The sequence below is a fragment of the Paraburkholderia metrosideri genome (assembly GCF_904848625.1).
Lineage (GTDB): Bacteria > Pseudomonadota > Gammaproteobacteria > Burkholderiales > Burkholderiaceae > Paraburkholderia > Paraburkholderia metrosideri.
Genome location: NZ_CAJHCP010000006.1, coordinates 158,918 through 175,705, shown reverse-complemented (window position 1 = coordinate 175,705; position 16,788 = coordinate 158,918). Strand labels below are relative to the sequence as shown.

14 protein-coding genes are annotated in these 16,788 nt (G+C 61.1%); 13 read left to right on the top strand and 1 reads right to left on the bottom strand.

The genetic code is table 11. From position 1 onward, the window contains the following. Positions 1 to 2 precede the first annotated feature (2 nt). From LMG28727_RS14515 to LMG28727_RS14470, 10 genes are all read left to right on the top strand, one after another. On the top strand, positions 3 to 1,208 hold the full coding sequence (locus LMG28727_RS14515) for a 1-deoxy-D-xylulose-5-phosphate reductoisomerase (RefSeq protein WP_201643038.1): 1,206 nt from the start codon (positions 3 to 5) through the stop codon (positions 1,206 to 1,208). 7 nt (positions 1,209 to 1,215) lie between these two features. Next, positions 1,216 to 2,610 carry an RIP metalloprotease RseP gene (gene rseP, locus LMG28727_RS14510; protein WP_201643037.1) on the top strand — a complete coding sequence of 465 codons (1,395 nt, stop codon included), beginning with the start codon at positions 1,216 to 1,218 and terminating at the stop codon, positions 2,608 to 2,610. Positions 2,611 to 2,677: 67 nt separating this feature from the next. After that, positions 2,678 to 4,990, top strand: a complete 2,313-nt coding sequence (gene bamA, locus LMG28727_RS14505) for an outer membrane protein assembly factor BamA (protein WP_201643036.1) — start codon at positions 2,678 to 2,680, stop codon at positions 4,988 to 4,990. A gap of 53 nt (positions 4,991 to 5,043) precedes the next feature. After that, positions 5,044 to 5,565 (top strand): OmpH family outer membrane protein, encoded by a 522-nt coding sequence (locus tag LMG28727_RS14500; RefSeq protein WP_201643309.1) that lies wholly within the window; start codon positions 5,044 to 5,046, stop codon positions 5,563 to 5,565. A gap of 84 nt (positions 5,566 to 5,649) precedes the next feature. Continuing rightward, positions 5,650 to 6,762 (top strand): UDP-3-O-(3-hydroxymyristoyl)glucosamine N-acyltransferase, encoded by a 1,113-nt coding sequence (gene lpxD, locus LMG28727_RS14495; RefSeq protein WP_201643035.1) that lies wholly within the window; start codon positions 5,650 to 5,652, stop codon positions 6,760 to 6,762. 259 nt (positions 6,763 to 7,021) lie between these two features. After that, on the top strand, positions 7,022 to 7,486 hold the full coding sequence (gene fabZ, locus LMG28727_RS14490; protein ID WP_006048683.1) for a 3-hydroxyacyl-ACP dehydratase FabZ: 465 nt from the start codon (positions 7,022 to 7,024) through the stop codon (positions 7,484 to 7,486). Positions 7,487 to 7,601: 115 nt separating this feature from the next. After that, positions 7,602 to 8,390 (top strand): acyl-ACP--UDP-N-acetylglucosamine O-acyltransferase, encoded by a 789-nt coding sequence (gene lpxA / locus LMG28727_RS14485; protein ID WP_201643034.1) that lies wholly within the window; start codon positions 7,602 to 7,604, stop codon positions 8,388 to 8,390. Positions 8,391 to 8,393: 3 nt separating this feature from the next. Then, complete coding sequence (gene lpxB, locus LMG28727_RS14480; RefSeq protein WP_201643033.1) at positions 8,394 to 9,563, top strand: lipid-A-disaccharide synthase; 1,170 nt, start codon at positions 8,394 to 8,396, stop codon at positions 9,561 to 9,563. Next, the gene (gene rnhB / locus LMG28727_RS14475) at positions 9,560 to 10,309 is read left to right on the top strand and encodes a ribonuclease HII (protein ID WP_201643032.1); all 750 of its coding nucleotides are present in this window, start codon (positions 9,560 to 9,562) and stop codon (positions 10,307 to 10,309) included. The genes lpxB and rnhB overlap by 4 nt, the downstream gene beginning before the upstream one ends. 77 nt (positions 10,310 to 10,386) lie before the next feature. Next, complete coding sequence (locus tag LMG28727_RS14470) at positions 10,387 to 11,172, top strand: TrmH family RNA methyltransferase (protein ID WP_201643031.1); 786 nt, start codon at positions 10,387 to 10,389, stop codon at positions 11,170 to 11,172. Positions 11,173 to 11,317: 145 nt separating this feature from the next. Here the strand turns inward: LMG28727_RS14470 and ppsR are convergent, their stop codons facing one another. Further along, the gene (ppsR, locus tag LMG28727_RS14465; protein WP_201643030.1) at positions 11,318 to 12,133 is read right to left on the bottom strand and encodes a posphoenolpyruvate synthetase regulatory kinase/phosphorylase PpsR; all 816 of its coding nucleotides are present in this window, start codon (positions 12,131 to 12,133) and stop codon (positions 11,318 to 11,320) included. A gap of 537 nt (positions 12,134 to 12,670) precedes the next feature. On the opposite strand from ppsR, the gene ppsA reads away from it, so the two are divergent. The 3 genes from ppsA (at position 12,671) to LMG28727_RS14450 (ending at position 16,685) form a co-directional block, all read left to right on the top strand. Next, positions 12,671 to 15,076, top strand: a complete 2,406-nt coding sequence (ppsA, locus tag LMG28727_RS14460; protein ID WP_201643029.1) for a phosphoenolpyruvate synthase — start codon at positions 12,671 to 12,673, stop codon at positions 15,074 to 15,076. Between the two features lie 161 nt (positions 15,077 to 15,237). Beyond that, positions 15,238 to 15,693 (top strand): NfeD family protein, encoded by a 456-nt coding sequence (locus LMG28727_RS14455; protein WP_201643028.1) that lies wholly within the window; start codon positions 15,238 to 15,240, stop codon positions 15,691 to 15,693. 59 nt (positions 15,694 to 15,752) lie between these two features. Beyond that, complete coding sequence (locus tag LMG28727_RS14450; RefSeq protein WP_201643027.1) at positions 15,753 to 16,685, top strand: SPFH domain-containing protein; 933 nt, start codon at positions 15,753 to 15,755, stop codon at positions 16,683 to 16,685. The last annotated feature ends 103 nt before the right edge of the window (positions 16,686 to 16,788 follow it).

The following is a 16,788-nucleotide window of genomic DNA, read 5'->3' as shown; positions in this document are numbered from 1 at the left end:
ATATGCAAAAACGTCTGACATTGCTCGGTTCCACGGGCTCGATTGGAGACAGCACGCTCGACGTCGTCGCGCGTCATCCCGAGCGCTTTTCGGTTTATGCGCTTACTGCGCATCGCAACGGCGACAAGCTCGTCGAGCAATGCGTGCGCTTTCAGCCGGAGGTCGCGGTGGTTGGCGACGCCGATACCGCCGCACGGGTTGCTGCGAAGCTGCGCGAAGCCGGTTGCAAAACCGAAGTCACGTATGGCCCGCAAGCGCTTGTCGACGTGTCGAAGAGCGACGGTTGCGACACGGTGGTGGCGGCAATCGTCGGCGCGGCCGGCCTTGCGCCGAGTCTTGCCGCCGCACGCGCTGGCAAACGCATCCTGCTCGCGAACAAGGAAGCGCTGGTGATGTCCGGCGCGATCTTCATGGATGCGGTGCGCGACAACGGTGCGGTGCTGCTGCCCGTCGACAGCGAACACAACGCAATTTTCCAATGCCTGCCGCGCGAAGCCGCGCTGCATGGCGGCGTCTCCAAGATCATCCTGACCGCGTCGGGCGGCCCGTTCCGCACTCGCGAACCGGCCACGCTGGTCGACGTTACGCCGGAAGAAGCCTGCAAACATCCGAACTGGGTAATGGGCCGAAAGATTTCGGTCGACTCCGCCACGATGATGAACAAGGGGCTCGAAGTCATCGAGGCGCACTGGCTGTTCAATTTGCCGGGCGAGCGCATCGACGTGCTGATTCACCCGCAAAGCGTGATCCACTCGCTGGTTTCGTACGCCGACGGCTCGGTGCTCGCGCAACTCGGCAACCCCGACATGCGCACACCGATCGCTCACGCACTGGCCTTCCCGGATCGCGTGGATTCGGGTGTCGCTCAACTCGATCTCGTGGAAATCGCGTCGCTGTCGTTCGAAAAGCCGGATTACGCGCGCTTCCCATGTCTCGCGCTCGCCATGAAGGCGCTGGCCGAAGGCGGCGTAGCGAGCGCGGCGCTGAACGCCGCGAATGAAATCGCCGTCGAGGCGTTCCTTGCTCGCCAGATTGGCTTCATGACGATTGCCCAGGTGGTCGACTCGGTGCTGAACGCTTTGCCGAACCGCAGCGCGCATGCGCTCGAAGACGTAATCGAAGCGGATGCTGCCGCGCGTCGTGCCGCTGCCGAATTTATCGCGCGTCTGCCGGACGGCGCCCGTCGCACGGAACGCGCCGTCCAGTGAGGCGCCTATGAACCTGCTGATCGAATTGCTTGCCTTCGCGGTCGCGATTGGCGTGCTGGTGGTCGTCCACGAGTACGGGCATTACAGTGTCGCGCGCCTGTGCGGCGTGAAGGTACTGCGCTTTTCGATCGGCTTCGGCAAGCCGCTGTTCCAGTGGGTGAGCCCGAAAACGGGTACCGAGTGGACCATCGCCGCGCTGCCTCTCGGCGGCTACGTGAAGATGCTCGACGAGCGCGAAACCGGCACTGCGCCGATTCCCGCCGAATTGTTGCCGCAGGCGTTCAACCGCAAATCGGTATGGCGCCGGTTCGCGATTGTCGCCGCCGGTCCGATCGCGAACTTCCTGCTGGCCATCGTGTTGTTCGCGCTGGTGTTCGCGACCGGCGTGTCCGAACCGGCGGCCGTGATCGCACCACCTGCACCGAACACGCCGGCGGCGTTGGCCGGTTTCGAAGGCGGCGAGACGATCGTCGCGGCGCGGACGTCTACCGCCGGTGAATCCGAGCCCGTGCGTTCATGGTCGGACTTGCGCTGGAAGCTGTTAGGCGCGGCGTTCGATCACAAGTACATCGAGTTGAGCGCGAAAGACGCGCACGGCACGTCGCAATTCCAGATCGATCTGCGCGGCATCGGCGAGAAAGATGTCGACGACGATTTCATGTCCCATCTCGGCTTCGAGCCAGGCGGTGGCAAGTTGACAGTGGCCGGTGTGCAACCGGGCAGCGCGGCGCAAAAAGCCGGGCTGGTTGCGGGCGACCGCTTGCGCGCCGTCAACGGAATTCCGACGGATAACGCCACAGCGTTCATCGCTTATGTAAAATCGCACGCCGGCGTGCCCGTGACGTTGCAGATCGAGCGCGGCGGCCAGGCAGGACATACGCAAGGCAGCCTCGAAGACATCAGCATCGTGCCGCAGTCGCAGCGCGACGAGACGACCGGTCAGCAGATCGGCCGCATTGGTGCCGAGCTGGCGACCCAGGTGCCGTCGATCGACGTGCGCTATGGGCCTATCGAAAGCCTGCAACTGGGTGCACGCCGCACGTGGGACCTCGCGGTTTACTCCGTGCGCATGTTCGGAAGAATGATCGTCGGCGAAGCATCGCTGAAAAATCTTTCCGGTCCCGTGACGATCGCCGATTACGCAGGAAAGAGCGCACGTCTAGGTCCTTCTGCATTTTTGTCGTTCCTGGCCCTTGTCAGTATTAGCCTCGGCGTACTGAACCTGCTACCAATTCCGGTATTGGACGGGGGTCATCTGTTATATTATTTGGTTGAAGCTGTGACCGGTAAGGTTGTCTCCGATCGCTGGCAACTCGTTTTTCAGAGGGCGGGTCTCGCCTGCATCGTCGCATTGTCGGCGATCGCGCTGTTCAACGATCTGGCTCGTTTAATCCATTTTTAAAGTGTCCGGCGGCGTTCACGATGGCGACCGTCTGACCTGATGCAGCTATACACACTGGGGAAGCACGTTGTTTAAACCTCATCGCTTTGTTCCAAAGACGGTTATAGCCGCGGCATTCGCCGCGCATGGGCTGGTTGCTCACGCAACGACGCCCTTCGTGGTGCAAGACATCCGCATTGAGGGATTGCAACGCGTCGAACCCGGTACCGTGTTCGCGTACCTGCCTATCAAGCAGGGCGACACGTTTAGCGACGACAAGGCATCCGAAGCGATTCGCGCGCTGTATGCGACGGGCTTCTTCAACGACGTCAAGATCGCAACTGAAGGCAATGTCGTCATCGTGCAGGTGCAGGAGCGTCCGGCCATCGGCGCAATCGACTTCGCCGGCATTCATGAATTCGACAAGGACAACCTGACCAAGGCGCTGCGCGCCGTGGGTCTGTCGCAAGGCCGTTACTACGACAAGGCGCTGGTCGACAAGGCCGAGCAGGAATTGAAGCGTCAATACCTGACGCGCGGTTACTACGCCGCTGAAGTCACGACCACGATCACGCCGATCGACCGCAATCGCGTGTCGGTGCTGTTCTCGGTGGAAGAAGGTCCGAGCGCGAAGATTCGCCAGATCAACTTCATCGGCAATAAGGCGTTCAGCACGGGTACGCTGCGCGACGAAATGCAGCTGTCCACGCCGAACTGGTTCTCGTGGTACACGAAGAACGACCTGTACGCGAAAGACAAGCTCACCGGCGACCTCGAAAACGTCCGCTCGTATTACCTGAATCGCGGTTACCTCGAGTTCAACATCGAGTCGACCCAGGTGTCGATCACGCCGGACAAGAAGGACATGTACCTGACGGTCACGCTGCATGAAGGCGAGCCGTACACGATCTCGAACATCAAGCTGGCCGGCAATCTGCTCGATCGCGAAGCCGAGCTGACCAAGCTCATCAAGATCAAACCGGGTGACCGCTTCTCGGCTGAAAAGCTGCAAGCCACCACCAAGGCAATCGTCGACAAGCTGGGCGAATACGGTTACGCATTCGCGACCGTCAACGCGCAGCCGCAAATCGATCAGCAACACCATACGGTGGACCTGACGCTGCAAGTCGACCCGAGCCGCCGCGTCTATGTGCGCCGGATCAACGTGGTCGGCAACACACGTACCCGCGACGAAGTAGTGCGCCGCGAAATGCGTCAGCTCGAAAGCTCGTGGTTCGATTCGAACCGGCTCGCGCTGTCGAAAGACCGGATCAACCGCCTTGGCTACTTCACTGACGTGGATGTGACCACGGTGCCGGTCGAAGGCACGCCGGACCAGGTGGACGTCGACGTCAAGGTCGCTGAAAAGCCGACCGGCGCGATTACGCTGGGCGCGGGCTTCTCGTCGACCGACAAGGTGGTGCTGTCGGCAGGCGTGTCGCAAGATAACGTGTTCGGTTCGGGCACGAGTCTGTCGGTGAACGTGAACACCGCGAAGACGTACCGTACGTTGACGGTGACGCAGGTCGATCCGTACTTCACGGTCGACGGCATCAAGCGTATTACCGACGTCTACTATCGTACGTACCAGCCGCTGTATTACTCGACAGATTCGAGCTTCAAGATCGTTACGATCGGTGGCGACCTGAAGTTCGGCATCCCGTTCTCGGAAGTCGACACGGTCTACTTCGGCGCGGGTCTCGAGCAGAACCAGCTGGACGTCGACTCCACCACACCGGCTTCGTACAGGCAGTATGTGGACGATTTCGGTCGCGTGTCGAACAACGTGCCGATCACGGTGGGCTGGTCGCGCGACGCGCGAGACAGCGCGCTGGTGCCGAGTCGCGGTTACTTCGCGCAGGCCAATGCCGAATACGGTACGCCGATCGGCAGCACGCAGTACTACAAGGCCGACATCAACGCGCAGTACTATTACTCGTTCTCGCGTGGCTTCGTGCTGGGCTTCAACTTCCAGGGCGGCTACGGTAACGGTTTGGACGGCAAGCCTTACCCGATTTTCAAGAACTACTACGCTGGCGGTATCGGGTCGGTGCGAGGCTACGAGCCGAGCTCGCTGGGTCCGCGCGACAGGACCACGGGCGACCCGATTGGCGGCTCGAAGCTGCTGGTCGGCAATATCGAATTGACGTTCCCGTTGCCAGGCACGGGTTATGACCGCACGCTGCGCGTGTTCACGTTCCTTGACGCTGGTAACGTCTGGGCTGACGCAAGCAGTGCCGCAACCTCGACCGGCGCAAACGGTCTGCGTTACGGTTACGGTGTGGGTCTGGCGTGGATTTCGCCGATCGGTCCGCTCAAGCTCAGCCTGGGCTTCCCGCTCGTGAAGCACACTGGCGACCAGTATCAGAAATTCCAGTTCCAGATCGGGACGGCGTTCTGATCGGGCGGTCGGCTGCGGCGGGCCAGCCAAACTACAGTATCGAGAGGATGACTTTGCTAACCGGTATGTTTTCGAAACGTGTAGCGTGCGCATTGGCGCTGGCAATGACCTTGGGCGTCGGCGTGGCGCATGGGCAGGAGGCGCGTATCGCCGCGGTGAATTCCGACCGTATCCTGCGCGAATCGGCGGCGGCGAAGGCCGCCCAGGTCAAGCTCGAAGCCGAGTTCGCCAAGCGTGACAAAGATCTTGCCGACATGGCGCAGAAGCTGAAGTCGATGTCCGATTCGCTCGACAAAAGCGGCGCGTCGATGTCGCCGGCTGATCGCGCACAGAAGCAGCGTGACCTGTCGCAAATGGACACGGACTTCCAGCGCAAACAACGCGAGTTTCGTGAAGATCTGAATCAGCGCCGCAACGAGGAACTCGCGGCGGTGCTCGATCGCGCGAACAAAGTCATCAAGCAGATTGCCGAGCAGCAGCACTACGATCTGATCGTGCAGGAAGCGGTGTATGTAAGTCCGCGTATCGACATCACCGACCAGGTGCTGAAGGCGCTTGCGGCGTCGGGTAACTAATCGAGGCGCCGGGTCGTTCACCGGCGCGCCGCACGGCGTTTTTGCACCAGCAGGTTGGACTGAATTGCAGGAGACAGGATAGGCATGGCATTTACGCTCGAGGACATCGTCCAGCGGTTTGGCGGTGAAGTAGTCGGAGACGGTTCGCAGCGCGTTGGCAGTCTCGCGCCGCTTGACCAGGCAGGCCCGGACCAGCTGGCGTTCCTCGCCAATCCGAAGTATCTGTCGCAGGTCGAGACGACCCGTGCGGGTGCGGTGCTGATCAGCGCTAACGACCTTACCAGGCTGGCTACGCGTGAAGGCCGTAACTTCATCGTCACGCCGAACCCTTACGCTTACTTCGCGCGCGTCGCGCAAACCTTCATCGATCTCGCCATGCCCAAGGCGGCGCCCGGAGTGCATCCGAGCGCCACGATCGACCCGTCGGCGCAAATCGCCGCGACTGCGGTCATTGGTCCGCATGTCACGGTGGAAGCGGGCGCGGTGATCGGCGAGAACGTCCGGCTCGACGCTAACGTGGTGATTGGCCGCGGTACGCGCATCGGCGCCGGTTCGCACCTTTATCCGAATGTCGCGGTGTACTACGGCTGCAAGCTCGGCGAGCGCGTGATCGTGCATGCCGGTGCGGTGATCGGCTCGGACGGTTTCGGCTTCGCGCCGGATTTCGTCGGCGAGGGTGACGCGCGGACCGGCAGCTGGGTCAAAATTCCGCAGGTCGGCGGCGTGTCGATTGCGGCGGACGTTGAGATCGGCGCGAACACCACGATCGATCGCGGCGCAATGGCCGACACGATCATCGAAGAGTGCGTGAAGATCGACAACCTCGTGCAGATCGGCCATAACTGCAAGGTTGGCGCATATACGGTGATCGCCGGTTGCGCGGGCATTGCAGGCAGCACGACGATTGGTCGTCATTGCATGATTGGCGGGGCAGTCGGCATTGCCGGGCACGTGACGCTGGCCGATTATGTGATCGTCACGGCAAAGTCGGGCGTGTCGAAGTCGTTGCTGAAGCCTGGCATGTACACCAGTGCGTTCCCTGCTGTGAATCATGCGGACTGGAACAAGAGTGCGGCGCTGCTGCGCAATATCGACAAACTCCGCGATCGTATCAAGGCTCTCGAAAGCGCCGCAGGCGGCACGTCTGCCAACGCCTCGGCTAACGCGGCAAGCCATTCCGCCAGCGACAAAGTCTGAAACCAGTCTGAAACCAGTCTGAATTGAGGCTGAAAAAAGCTTGAAACAGGCGTGAAGCGAGCGTGAATCCGGCCTGAGATATCAGGACCGTTTGCCGGCACGCGTAAAATGGCGGCCGGGCTTCACGAAACAAAGTCGGCGATTGTGTCGCGTGGCACGCTCGCCGGATCATGGCGGGCGCTGGCGGCACACGTTTTCAACCTACCTGCACCAGCATCCGCAGTCATCATCGCGCAGTCAGTGCGTGAGCAGAAACACCATGAGCACCGAAAAAATCAATCTCGACATTCATAAGATTCTCACGCTGCTGCCGCATCGTTACCCGATCCTGCTGGTCGACCGGGTGCTCGAACTCGAGCCGCACAAGAGCATCAAAGCGTTGAAGAACGTGTCGATCAATGAGCCGTATTTTCAGGGGCACTTCCCGACACGCCCGGTCATGCCTGGCGTGCTCATTCTCGAGGCGCTCGCGCAAACCGCGGCTTTGCTGACGTTTTCGGAAGAGCCGAGTGATCCGTCGAACACGCTGTATCTGTTCGTCGGCATCGACAATGCGCGCTTCAAGCGGGTGGTGGAACCGGGCGATCAGCTGATCCTGAATTGCACGTTCGAGCGTCACATGCGCGGCATCTGGAAGTTCAAGGCGCGTGCCGAAGTGGATGGCGTCGTGGCGGCGGAAGCCGATCTGATGTGCGCAGTGCGGCACACGGACAAAGACGCCTAAGTCAGCGGCCCGGCGGTCAGCGCGCTGATCGCAGCGTCACCGCGGTTAGCGATAGCGCTGACAGGCCGGGCAGCGACCCATCCAGACAACGCAACAGAATCAGAAGCGAGGACGCATGAGCAGGATTCATCCCACTGCGATCATCGAAGCGGGCGCACAACTCGACGAAACCGTCGAAGTGGGGCCGTATGCGGTGATCGGCGCGAACGTCACGATCGGTGCGCGAAGCACGGTCGGTTCGCACAGCGTGATCGAAGGCCACACCACGATCGGCGAAGACAACAAGATCGGCCACTATGCGTCGGTTGGCGGTCGTCCGCAGGACATGAAGTACAAGGAAGAGCCGACCCGTCTCGTGATCGGCGATCGCAACACGATCCGTGAGTTCACCACGATCCACACCGGCACGGTGCAGGACGCGGGCGTCACCACGCTGGGCGACGACAACTGGATCATGGCGTACGTGCACATCGGGCACGACTGTCACCTCGGTAATAACATCATTCTGTCGAGCAACGCGCAGATGGCTGGCCACGTCACGATCGGCGACCATGCGATCGTCGGCGGCATGTCGGGCGTGCATCAGTTCGTGCGCATCGGCGCGCACTCGATGCTCGGCGGTGCGTCGGCGCTGGTGCAGGACATTCCGCCGTTTGTGATCGCGGCCGGTAACAAGGCCGAACCGCATGGCATCAACGTCGAAGGCTTGCGTCGCCGGGGCTTCTCGCCGGATGCGATTTCGGCGCTGCGCGCGGCTTATCGCGTTCTGTACAAGAACGGTTTGTCGCTCGAAGAGGCCAAGGTGCAATTGCGCGAACTCGCGACGGCCGGTGGCGACGGCGATGCGCCGGTACAGACGCTGCTCGCGTTCGTCGAAGCGTCGCAACGCGGCATCATCCGCTAAGCGATGGCATTGAATCCCAGTCCGCTACGCGTCGCCATGGTGGCCGGTGAGCCGTCCGGCGACCTGCTGGCGGCGTCGCTGCTCGACGGTCTCGCAAGCCGTTTGCCCGCCGGCACCCAGTACTACGGAATCGGCGGCCCACGCATGATCGCCACGGGCTTCGACGCCCACTGGCCGATGGAAAAGCTGACGGTGCGCGGCTATGTCGAGGCACTGCGGCACATTCCCGAAATTCTCAGTATCCGCAACGAGCTGAAGCGGCAATTGCTGGCCGAGCCGCCGTCGGTGTTCGTCGGCGTGGACGCGCCCGATTTCAACTTCGGGCTGGAGCATGCGCTGCGCGACGCGGGCATTCCGACCGTTCACTTCGTGTGCCCGTCCATCTGGGCATGGCGCGGCGGACGCATCAAGAAGATCGCGAAAGCGGTTGACCACATGCTGTGCGTGTTTCCATTCGAAACGGCGCTACTGGAAAAGGCGGGCGTGGCGGCGACGTACGTGGGCCATCCGCTGGCCGACGAGATTCCTCTCGAACCCGACACGCTTGGCGCGCGCCGTGCATTGGGCCTAGCGGAAGACGGCCCGATCATTGCGGTGCTGCCGGGCAGCCGGCGCTCGGAGATCGATCTGATCGGCCCAACGTTCTTCGCTGCAATGGAAATGATGCAGCACCAGGAGCCGGGCTTGCGCTTCGTCATGCCGGCAGCAACGCCAACCTTGCGCGAAATGCTGCGGCCACTGGTTGATTCGCATCCGGGCCTTGCGCTCACGATCACCGACGGCCAGTCGCAACTCGCGATGACCGCGGCCGACGCGATCCTCGTCAAAAGCGGCACGGTAACGCTCGAAGCCGCGCTGCTGAAAAAGCCCATGGTGATCTCGTACAAGGTGCCCTGGCTGACTGGCCAGATCATGCGCCGTCAAGGCTATCTGCCGTACGTGGGTCTGCCGAACATTCTGGCTGGCCGTTTCGTCGTGCCGGAAATCCTGCAGCATTTTGCGACGCCTCAGGCGCTGGCCGAAGCCACGCTGAAACAGTTGCGCGACGAAGCCAACCGGCGCACGCTGACGGAAATCTTCACGGAGATGCATCACGTGCTGAAGCAGAATACCGCGCAGCGTGCAGCGGAAGTCGTGGCGAGCGTCGTCGAGAAGCGCAGGGCGCAGCCGTGACCGCTGCACGTACATCTCGCAGCAAGGCTGTCGGCGCGGCGTCGCAGACCGGCCTGAACTTCGAGACGCCGGACGACATCGTCTGCGGCGTCGACGAAGCAGGGCGTGGCCCGCTGGCTGGGCCGGTGGTCGCGGCCGCCGTTATCTTCGATCCGTCGAAACCGATGATTCGCGGCCTCGACGATTCGAAAGTGCTCACCGCCAAAAAGCGCGACGAGCTATACGACAAAATCGTCGAGCGGGCGCTGGCTTATTGCATCGCGTCAGCCACTGTCGAAGAAATCGATTCGCTGAATATCCTTCACGCCACGATGCTGGCGATGAAACGCGCGGTGGAAGGTCTGTCGGTCGTGCCGACGCTGGTGAAAATCGACGGTAATCGCTGTCCGACGCTGAGCATTCGCAGCGAAGCGGTGATTGGCGGCGATGCGCTGGTGAAGAGCATTTCGGCGGCGTCGATTCTGGCAAAGGTCACGCGCGACCGGATGCTGCTCGAATTGCATCAGACTTATCCGGTGTACGGCTTCAACGCGCATGCCGGCTACGGTACGCCGCAGCATCTCGCCGCGTTGCGTGAGCATGGGCCTTGTGAGCATCATCGGCGCTCGTTTGCGCCGGTGCGCGAAGCGCATGTGCGGTTCGGCACGGGCGTGTCTCTGCCGGCCGCCGGGCTTATCGTTGCACCTGCTGCGCTGACCGACGCGATGCTTGACGACGACGCGTTCGGCGAGCGCGGTAACGCCTGACATCTATTCAAGCGCTACGGGCGGCAATACGCCGTTCGTAGCTGTTTCTTTTCCCATTCTCACTGTCTTCGCTGCCTGTGAAAGCCATCACCTCGCGGGACAATCCGCTCTACAAACGCCTGAAGGCATTGGCCGGTTCGACGCATCAACAGCGTCGCAGCGGTCACGCGTTGCTCGAAGGGTTTCATCTCGCGAGTACCTATCTCGACGTCGCCGGGCAGCCGGAAATGTGCATCGTCACCGACGGTGCGCTCCGTCACGACGAAGCACAGGCGATCGTTTCGCGCATTGAAGATCATCGCATCGTGACGCTGCCGGACGCGCTGTTCGGGCAATTGTCGAATGTCGTGCATGGTGTCGGCATCTTGCTGCTGGTCGAGAAACTCGATACGCCGCTTCCTGAGAAGGTGGCGCAAACCTGTCTCGTGCTCGACGGGGTTCAGGACGCGGGCAACGTCGGTTCGATTCTCCGCAGCGCGGCCGCTGCCGGAATTCAGCAGGTTTTTTGCGCACCGGGTACGGCGTACGCGTGGTCGTCGAAGGTGTTGCGCTCGGGCATGGGCGCCCACTTTCTGTTGCAGATTCACGAAGATGTCGACGCTCACGCGTTGATCGAACGCATGGCGGTGCCGATCGTCATTACGGATTCGCACGGTGCCGAAGCGATTTACGATTGCGATCTCGGCAGGCCGCTCGCGTGGGTGTTCGGCAACGAAGGGGCGGGCGTTTCGCAGACGTGGCGCGACGCGGTGTCATTGCGTGTGACGATTCCACAGCCAGGCGGAATGGAGTCGCTGAATGTAGCGGCGGCTGCGGCGGTTTGCGTGTTCGAGCAGTGCCGGCAGCAACGCGGGCGGGGCTGAGCGGATCACGTCGTGGCGCGCGCTGCGTAGCGAGTGGCCGAAAAGCCGCTTGATCCGTTACCACGCTGCGCCAACGTCATAGGGCCATCACTGACGAGGGCCGCGTACCACACGCGGCCCTCGTCTATCCAACCTCAGGCCAGCCTCAATAAGCCGGCCGATCCAGTTTGATCTCCTGCAGAATCGTCGTTGCGATCTCCTCGATCGACTTATGCGTCGACGACAACCACTTGATCCCCTCACGCCGCATCATCGCTTCGGCTTCGTTGATTTCATAACGGCAATTCTCCGGCGCGGCATATTTGCTGCCCGGCCGACGCTCGTTACGGATTTCCGACAGGCGCTGCGGATCGATCGACAACCCAAACATTTTCTGACGATGCGCCAGCAGCGGCGTAGGCAGCTTGCCGCGCTCGAAGTCTTCCGGAATCAGCGGATAGTTTGCTGCTTTCACGCCGTACTGCATCGCCAGATAAAGGCTGGTCGGCGTCTTGCCGCTACGGGACACGCCGACCAGAATCACATCGGCGTCCGCGAGATTGCGGTTTGACTGACCGTCGTCATGAGCGAGCGAAAAATTGATCGCCTCGATCCGGTTCTTGTACTCCTCGGTGTCCGCGTTCTGATGGCCGCGGCCCATTGCGTGGCTCGACTTCAGCTCCAGTTCCTGTTCCAGCGGCTCGACGAAGGTCTGGAACATGTCCAGCACGAGTGCGTTCGAGCCCTTGACGATCTGGTTTGATGCGCTGTCGACCAGCGTGGTGAAAACGATCGGTCGTCGGCCGTCCTGCTGGATCGCCTCGTTGATTTTTTCGAGCGTGGCGTACGCCTTTTCCGTCGAGTCGACGAAGGGCACACGAACCAGGCGGAATTTCTGGTCGAACTGGGAAAGGATCGAATGCGCGAAGGTTTCGGCAGTGATCCCGGTACCGTCGGAGACGATGAATACGGTGGGCGGCATCAGTGGGGCTGGGAACGTGAGCGGCAAAAAACGCTCGAATAAAACATCGCTGCGTTGAGCTCGCTGCCCGGTGGCTAACCGAAGACGGCAGCGGCGTCGGTACAGCGCGCCGTGGGCACCGCAATTGCGCCCGGAGGGCGGTTAGGCCTCGCAAAAGCCCGTCTGCCGGTCCGGGGCGCGATTCGAGGCGCAATTCTCGTCCGACTGCCACATTTTAGGAGTCGGCACGGTAGAATAGCGGCAACCTGTTGGATAAGCAATTGCAGGCGATTGGCGTCTAACTTACCGGGAACGGTCGTTCAACGCCTCGCTATCAGCCGGTAACTTGCGGTGAACGTGGTGAATCGATCGGTAAATTCGTCCATTCGCATCCTTCATCGCACATCCCGTTTGTTGCCCGGCGTCGCGCGCGTCGGTCGTGCGTCGCGATTGCTTCTCCAACAGGTTGTGCAAGACACGGGGTCACGCTTCCAACGGGCGTCCCGTGTTCAAGCCCACTTGCACAACCGTGAATTTCTTTCACACTTAGGGGCTTGTATGACTAACGCAGTTACCGTCGCAAAGGACAAGGCTTATGTAGTTCCGTTTGAGCAGTTGCGGATGACCGACGTGGAAATCGTCGGTGGCAAGAACGCGTCGTTGGGCGAGATGATCAGTCAGCTCGCCGAAGCCGGCGTGCGCGTGCCGACCGGTTTCGCCACTACGGCGCTGGCTTTCCGCGACTTCCTGCATCACAACAATCTGACCGAACGCATCGCCAAACGTCTCGAGACGCTCGACGTCGACGACGTGAAGGCGCTCGCCGAAGCGGGCAAGGAGATCCGTCAATGGATCGTCGACGCTCCTATGCAGCCGCAACTCGAAGCCGATATTCGCGCAGGCTTCGACACGCTTCAAAACAGCTCGCCTGAAGAACTGTCGTTTGCCGTTCGTTCGTCGGCCACGGCGGAAGACTTGCCGGACGCATCGTTCGCAGGTCAGCAGGAAAGCTATCTCAACGTGGTCGGTGTTGAAGACGTGCTCGATCGCATGAAGCACGTGTTCGCGTCGCTGTATAACGACCGCGCTATCTCCTATCGTGTCCACAAGGGCTTCACTCACGCTGAAGTCGCGTTGTCGGCGGGCGTGCAGCGCATGGTGCGCTCGGACGTCGGCGCAGCGGGCGTGATGTTCACGCTGGACACCGAATCGGGCTTCAAGGACGCCGTGTTCATCACGTCGAGCTATGGTCTGGGCGAAACCGTCGTGCAAGGCGCGGTGAATCCGGACGAGTTCTACGTCTTCAAGACCACGCTGGCGCAAGGCAAGTATCCGATCATCCGCCGCTCGATCGGCTCGAAGCTGATCAAGATGGAATTCACGAAGGCCGGCGAGCAGGGCCGTGTGAAGACCGTCGACGTGTCGCACGAGCAGCGCAACCGCTTCTCGATTACCGACGAAGACGTGATCGAACTGGCGAAGTACGCGGTCATCATCGAAAAGCACTACGAGCGTCCGATGGACATCGAGTGGGGCAAGGACGGCCGCGACGGCAAGATCTTCATCTTGCAGGCGCGCCCGGAAACGGTGAAGAGCCAGGCTGCGGGCAAAGCCGAGCAGCGCTTCAAGCTGAAGGGTCAATCGAACGTGCTGGCTACGGGCCGCGCAATCGGTCAGAAGATCGGCGCAGGTCCGGTTCGCGTGATTAACGACCCGTCGGAAATGGACCGTGTGCAGCCGGGCGACGTGCTGGTCGCCGACATGACCGACCCGAACTGGGAGCCGGTCATGAAGCGCGCGTCGGCAATCGTCACGAACCGTGGCGGCCGCACCTGCCACGCGGCGATTATCGCGCGTGAGCTGGGCGTGCCGGCGGTGGTCGGCTGCGGCGACGCAACCGACATGCTGAAAGAAGGCGCACTCGTCACCGTGTCGTGCGCGGAAGGCGACGAAGGCAAGATTTACGACGGCCTCCTTGAAACCGAAATCACCGAAGTCCAGCGTGGCGAACTGCCGCCGATTCCGGTGAAGATCATGATGAACGTCGGCAACCCGCAACTCGCGTTCGACTTCTCGCAACTGCCGAACGGCGGCGTGGGTCTGGCGCGGCTCGAGTTCATCATCAACAACAACATCGGCGTTCACCCGAAGGCGATTCTCGAGTACCCGAACATCGATCAGGACCTGAAGAAGGCGGTGGAAAGCGTCGCTCGCGGGCACGCATCGCCGCGCGCGTTCTACGTCGACAAGCTAACCGAAGGTATCGCGACGATCGCTGCGGCGTTCTATCCGAAGCCCGTGATCGTGCGTCTGTCGGACTTCAAGTCGAACGAGTACAAGAAGCTGATCGGCGGTTCGCGTTACGAGCCGGACGAAGAAAACCCGATGCTGGGCTTCCGTGGCGCATCGCGTTACATCGCCGACGACTTCGCGGAAGCATTCCAGATGGAATGCGTCGCGCTGAAGAAGGTGCGTGAAGAGATGGGCCTCGACAACGTCGAGATCATGGTGCCGTTCGTGCGTACGCTGAAGCAGGCGGAGCGCGTGGTCGGGCTGCTGGAGAAGTTCGGCCTGAAGCGCGGCGAAAAGGGCCTGCGCCTGATCATGATGTGCGAAGTGCCGTCGAACGCGATTCTCGCTGAAGAGTTCCTGCAATTCTTCGACGGTTTCTCGATCGGTTCGAACGATCTGACGCAGCTCACGCTGGGTCTGGACCGTGACTCAGGCATGGAACTGCTGGCTGTCGATTTCGACGAACGCGATCCGGCCGTCAAGTTCCTGCTGCAGCGCGCGATCGGAACTTGCCTGCGTCTGAACAAGTACGTGGGTATCTGCGGGCAAGGTCCGTCGGACCATCCGGACTTCGCGCAATGGCTGACCGATGAAGGTATCGCTTCGATTTCGCTGAACCCGGACTCGATCATCGAGACGTGGCAACAGTTGGCAAAGTCGTCGAAGAAGTAATGCAATACGTGCCGTTCTAATGCGGCACGCATAACGTGCGGTGCGATATGTCAAAAGCGGTCAAAAGCGGTTGAGACATCACGCACCGCCCGTTAAATGCACCAGCTTCGTGCTATAAACACCCCGGTAGATCCGGGGTGTTTTGCTTTGTGGAGGTCAACGTGGCGCCAGGTGGATTGTTCTGGTGGATCGGGGCGGGTGTGCTGGTCGCGCTGGAGTTGATCAGCGGCACCTTCTATCTGCTAATGATCGCATTGGGTTGCGTCGCGGCCGCCATCGCGCGCATCGCGGGCGCGGGTGCCGACGTGCAATTCGCGGTGGCGGCCGGCGTAGCGCTGGCGGCGGTCGTGGCACTCAGACGTTCACGGTTCGGACGGCGCAAGCGCAAAGAGGCGTCACGTAATCCGGACGTCAATCTCGACATCGGCCAGACGCTGAATGTACCGGTGTGGAGCGAGCGGCGAGCACGCGTCAATTATCGGGGTGCTGCGTGGGATGTCGAACTCGCTACGGGCGAGCCTGAAGATGCACAGGTCTACGAAATCACAGAGTTGCGCGGAAGTTGCCTCATCGTTGTCGCGAGCCGGCATGCGTCGGCGAAAGCGGGCGCGCTGTAAGCGTTTGCGCCCGGGCAATACCCGCACAACTATTCGAACTAACGGACCGGAGGGCAGTTATGGATTCGACCATCGTCGGGGTGGTGCTCCTGATCATCGTGATCGTGCTGGCGGCGCAGACCATCAAGATCGTGCCGCAGCAACACGCGTGGGTGCTGGAGCGGCTGGGCCGCTATCACAGCACGCTGACGCCTGGATTGAGCTTCGCGTTTCCGTTTGTCGACCGGATTGCGTACAAGCACATTCTTAAGGAAATTCCGCTCGAGGTGCCAAGCCAGGTCTGTATCACGCGTGACAACACGCAGTTGCAGGTCGACGGCGTGCTGTATTTTCAGGTTACCGATCCGATGAAAGCGTCGTACGGGTCGAGCAATTTCGTGTTCGCGATCACGCAGTTGTCGCAGACCACGCTGCGTTCGGTGATCGGCAAGCTTGAACTCGACAAGACCTTCGAAGAGCGCGATTTCATCAATCACAGCATTGTGTCGTCGCTCGACGAGGCCGCTGCGAACTGGGGCGTGAAGGTACTGCGCTATGAGATCAAGGACCTGACGCCGCCCAAGGAAATCCTCCACGCAATGCAGGCGCAGATCACCGCCGAGCGCGAGAAGCGCGCGCTGATCGCGGCGTCGGAAGGGCGTAAGCAGGAACAGATCAATATTGCGTCCGGCGGCCGCGAAGCGGCGATCCAGAAGTCTGAGGGTGAACGTCAGGCGGCGATCAATCAGGCGCAGGGGCAGGCGTCAGCGATTCTGGCGGTGGCTGAAGCCAATTCGCAGGCGATTCAGAAGATTGCGGCGGCCATCCAGTCGAATGGTGGAATGGAAGCGGTGAATCTCAAGGTGGCCGAACAATATGTGACTGCGTTCGGCAATCTGGCGAAGCAGGGCACCACGCTGATCGTGCCGGGAAATCTGGCGGATATGAGTTCGATGATTGCGTCGGCGTTGACGATTGTGAACAAAGGCAAGGGCGTGCCGGAAGTGAAGTAAGCGTGCGTGTTTGCCGGTTGCAAAAAAATGGCCCGCAGACGAATTGCGGGCCATTTTGTATGGAGCGGCTGTCACGAACGCGTTGCTGCTAGCTCGGAGCGGT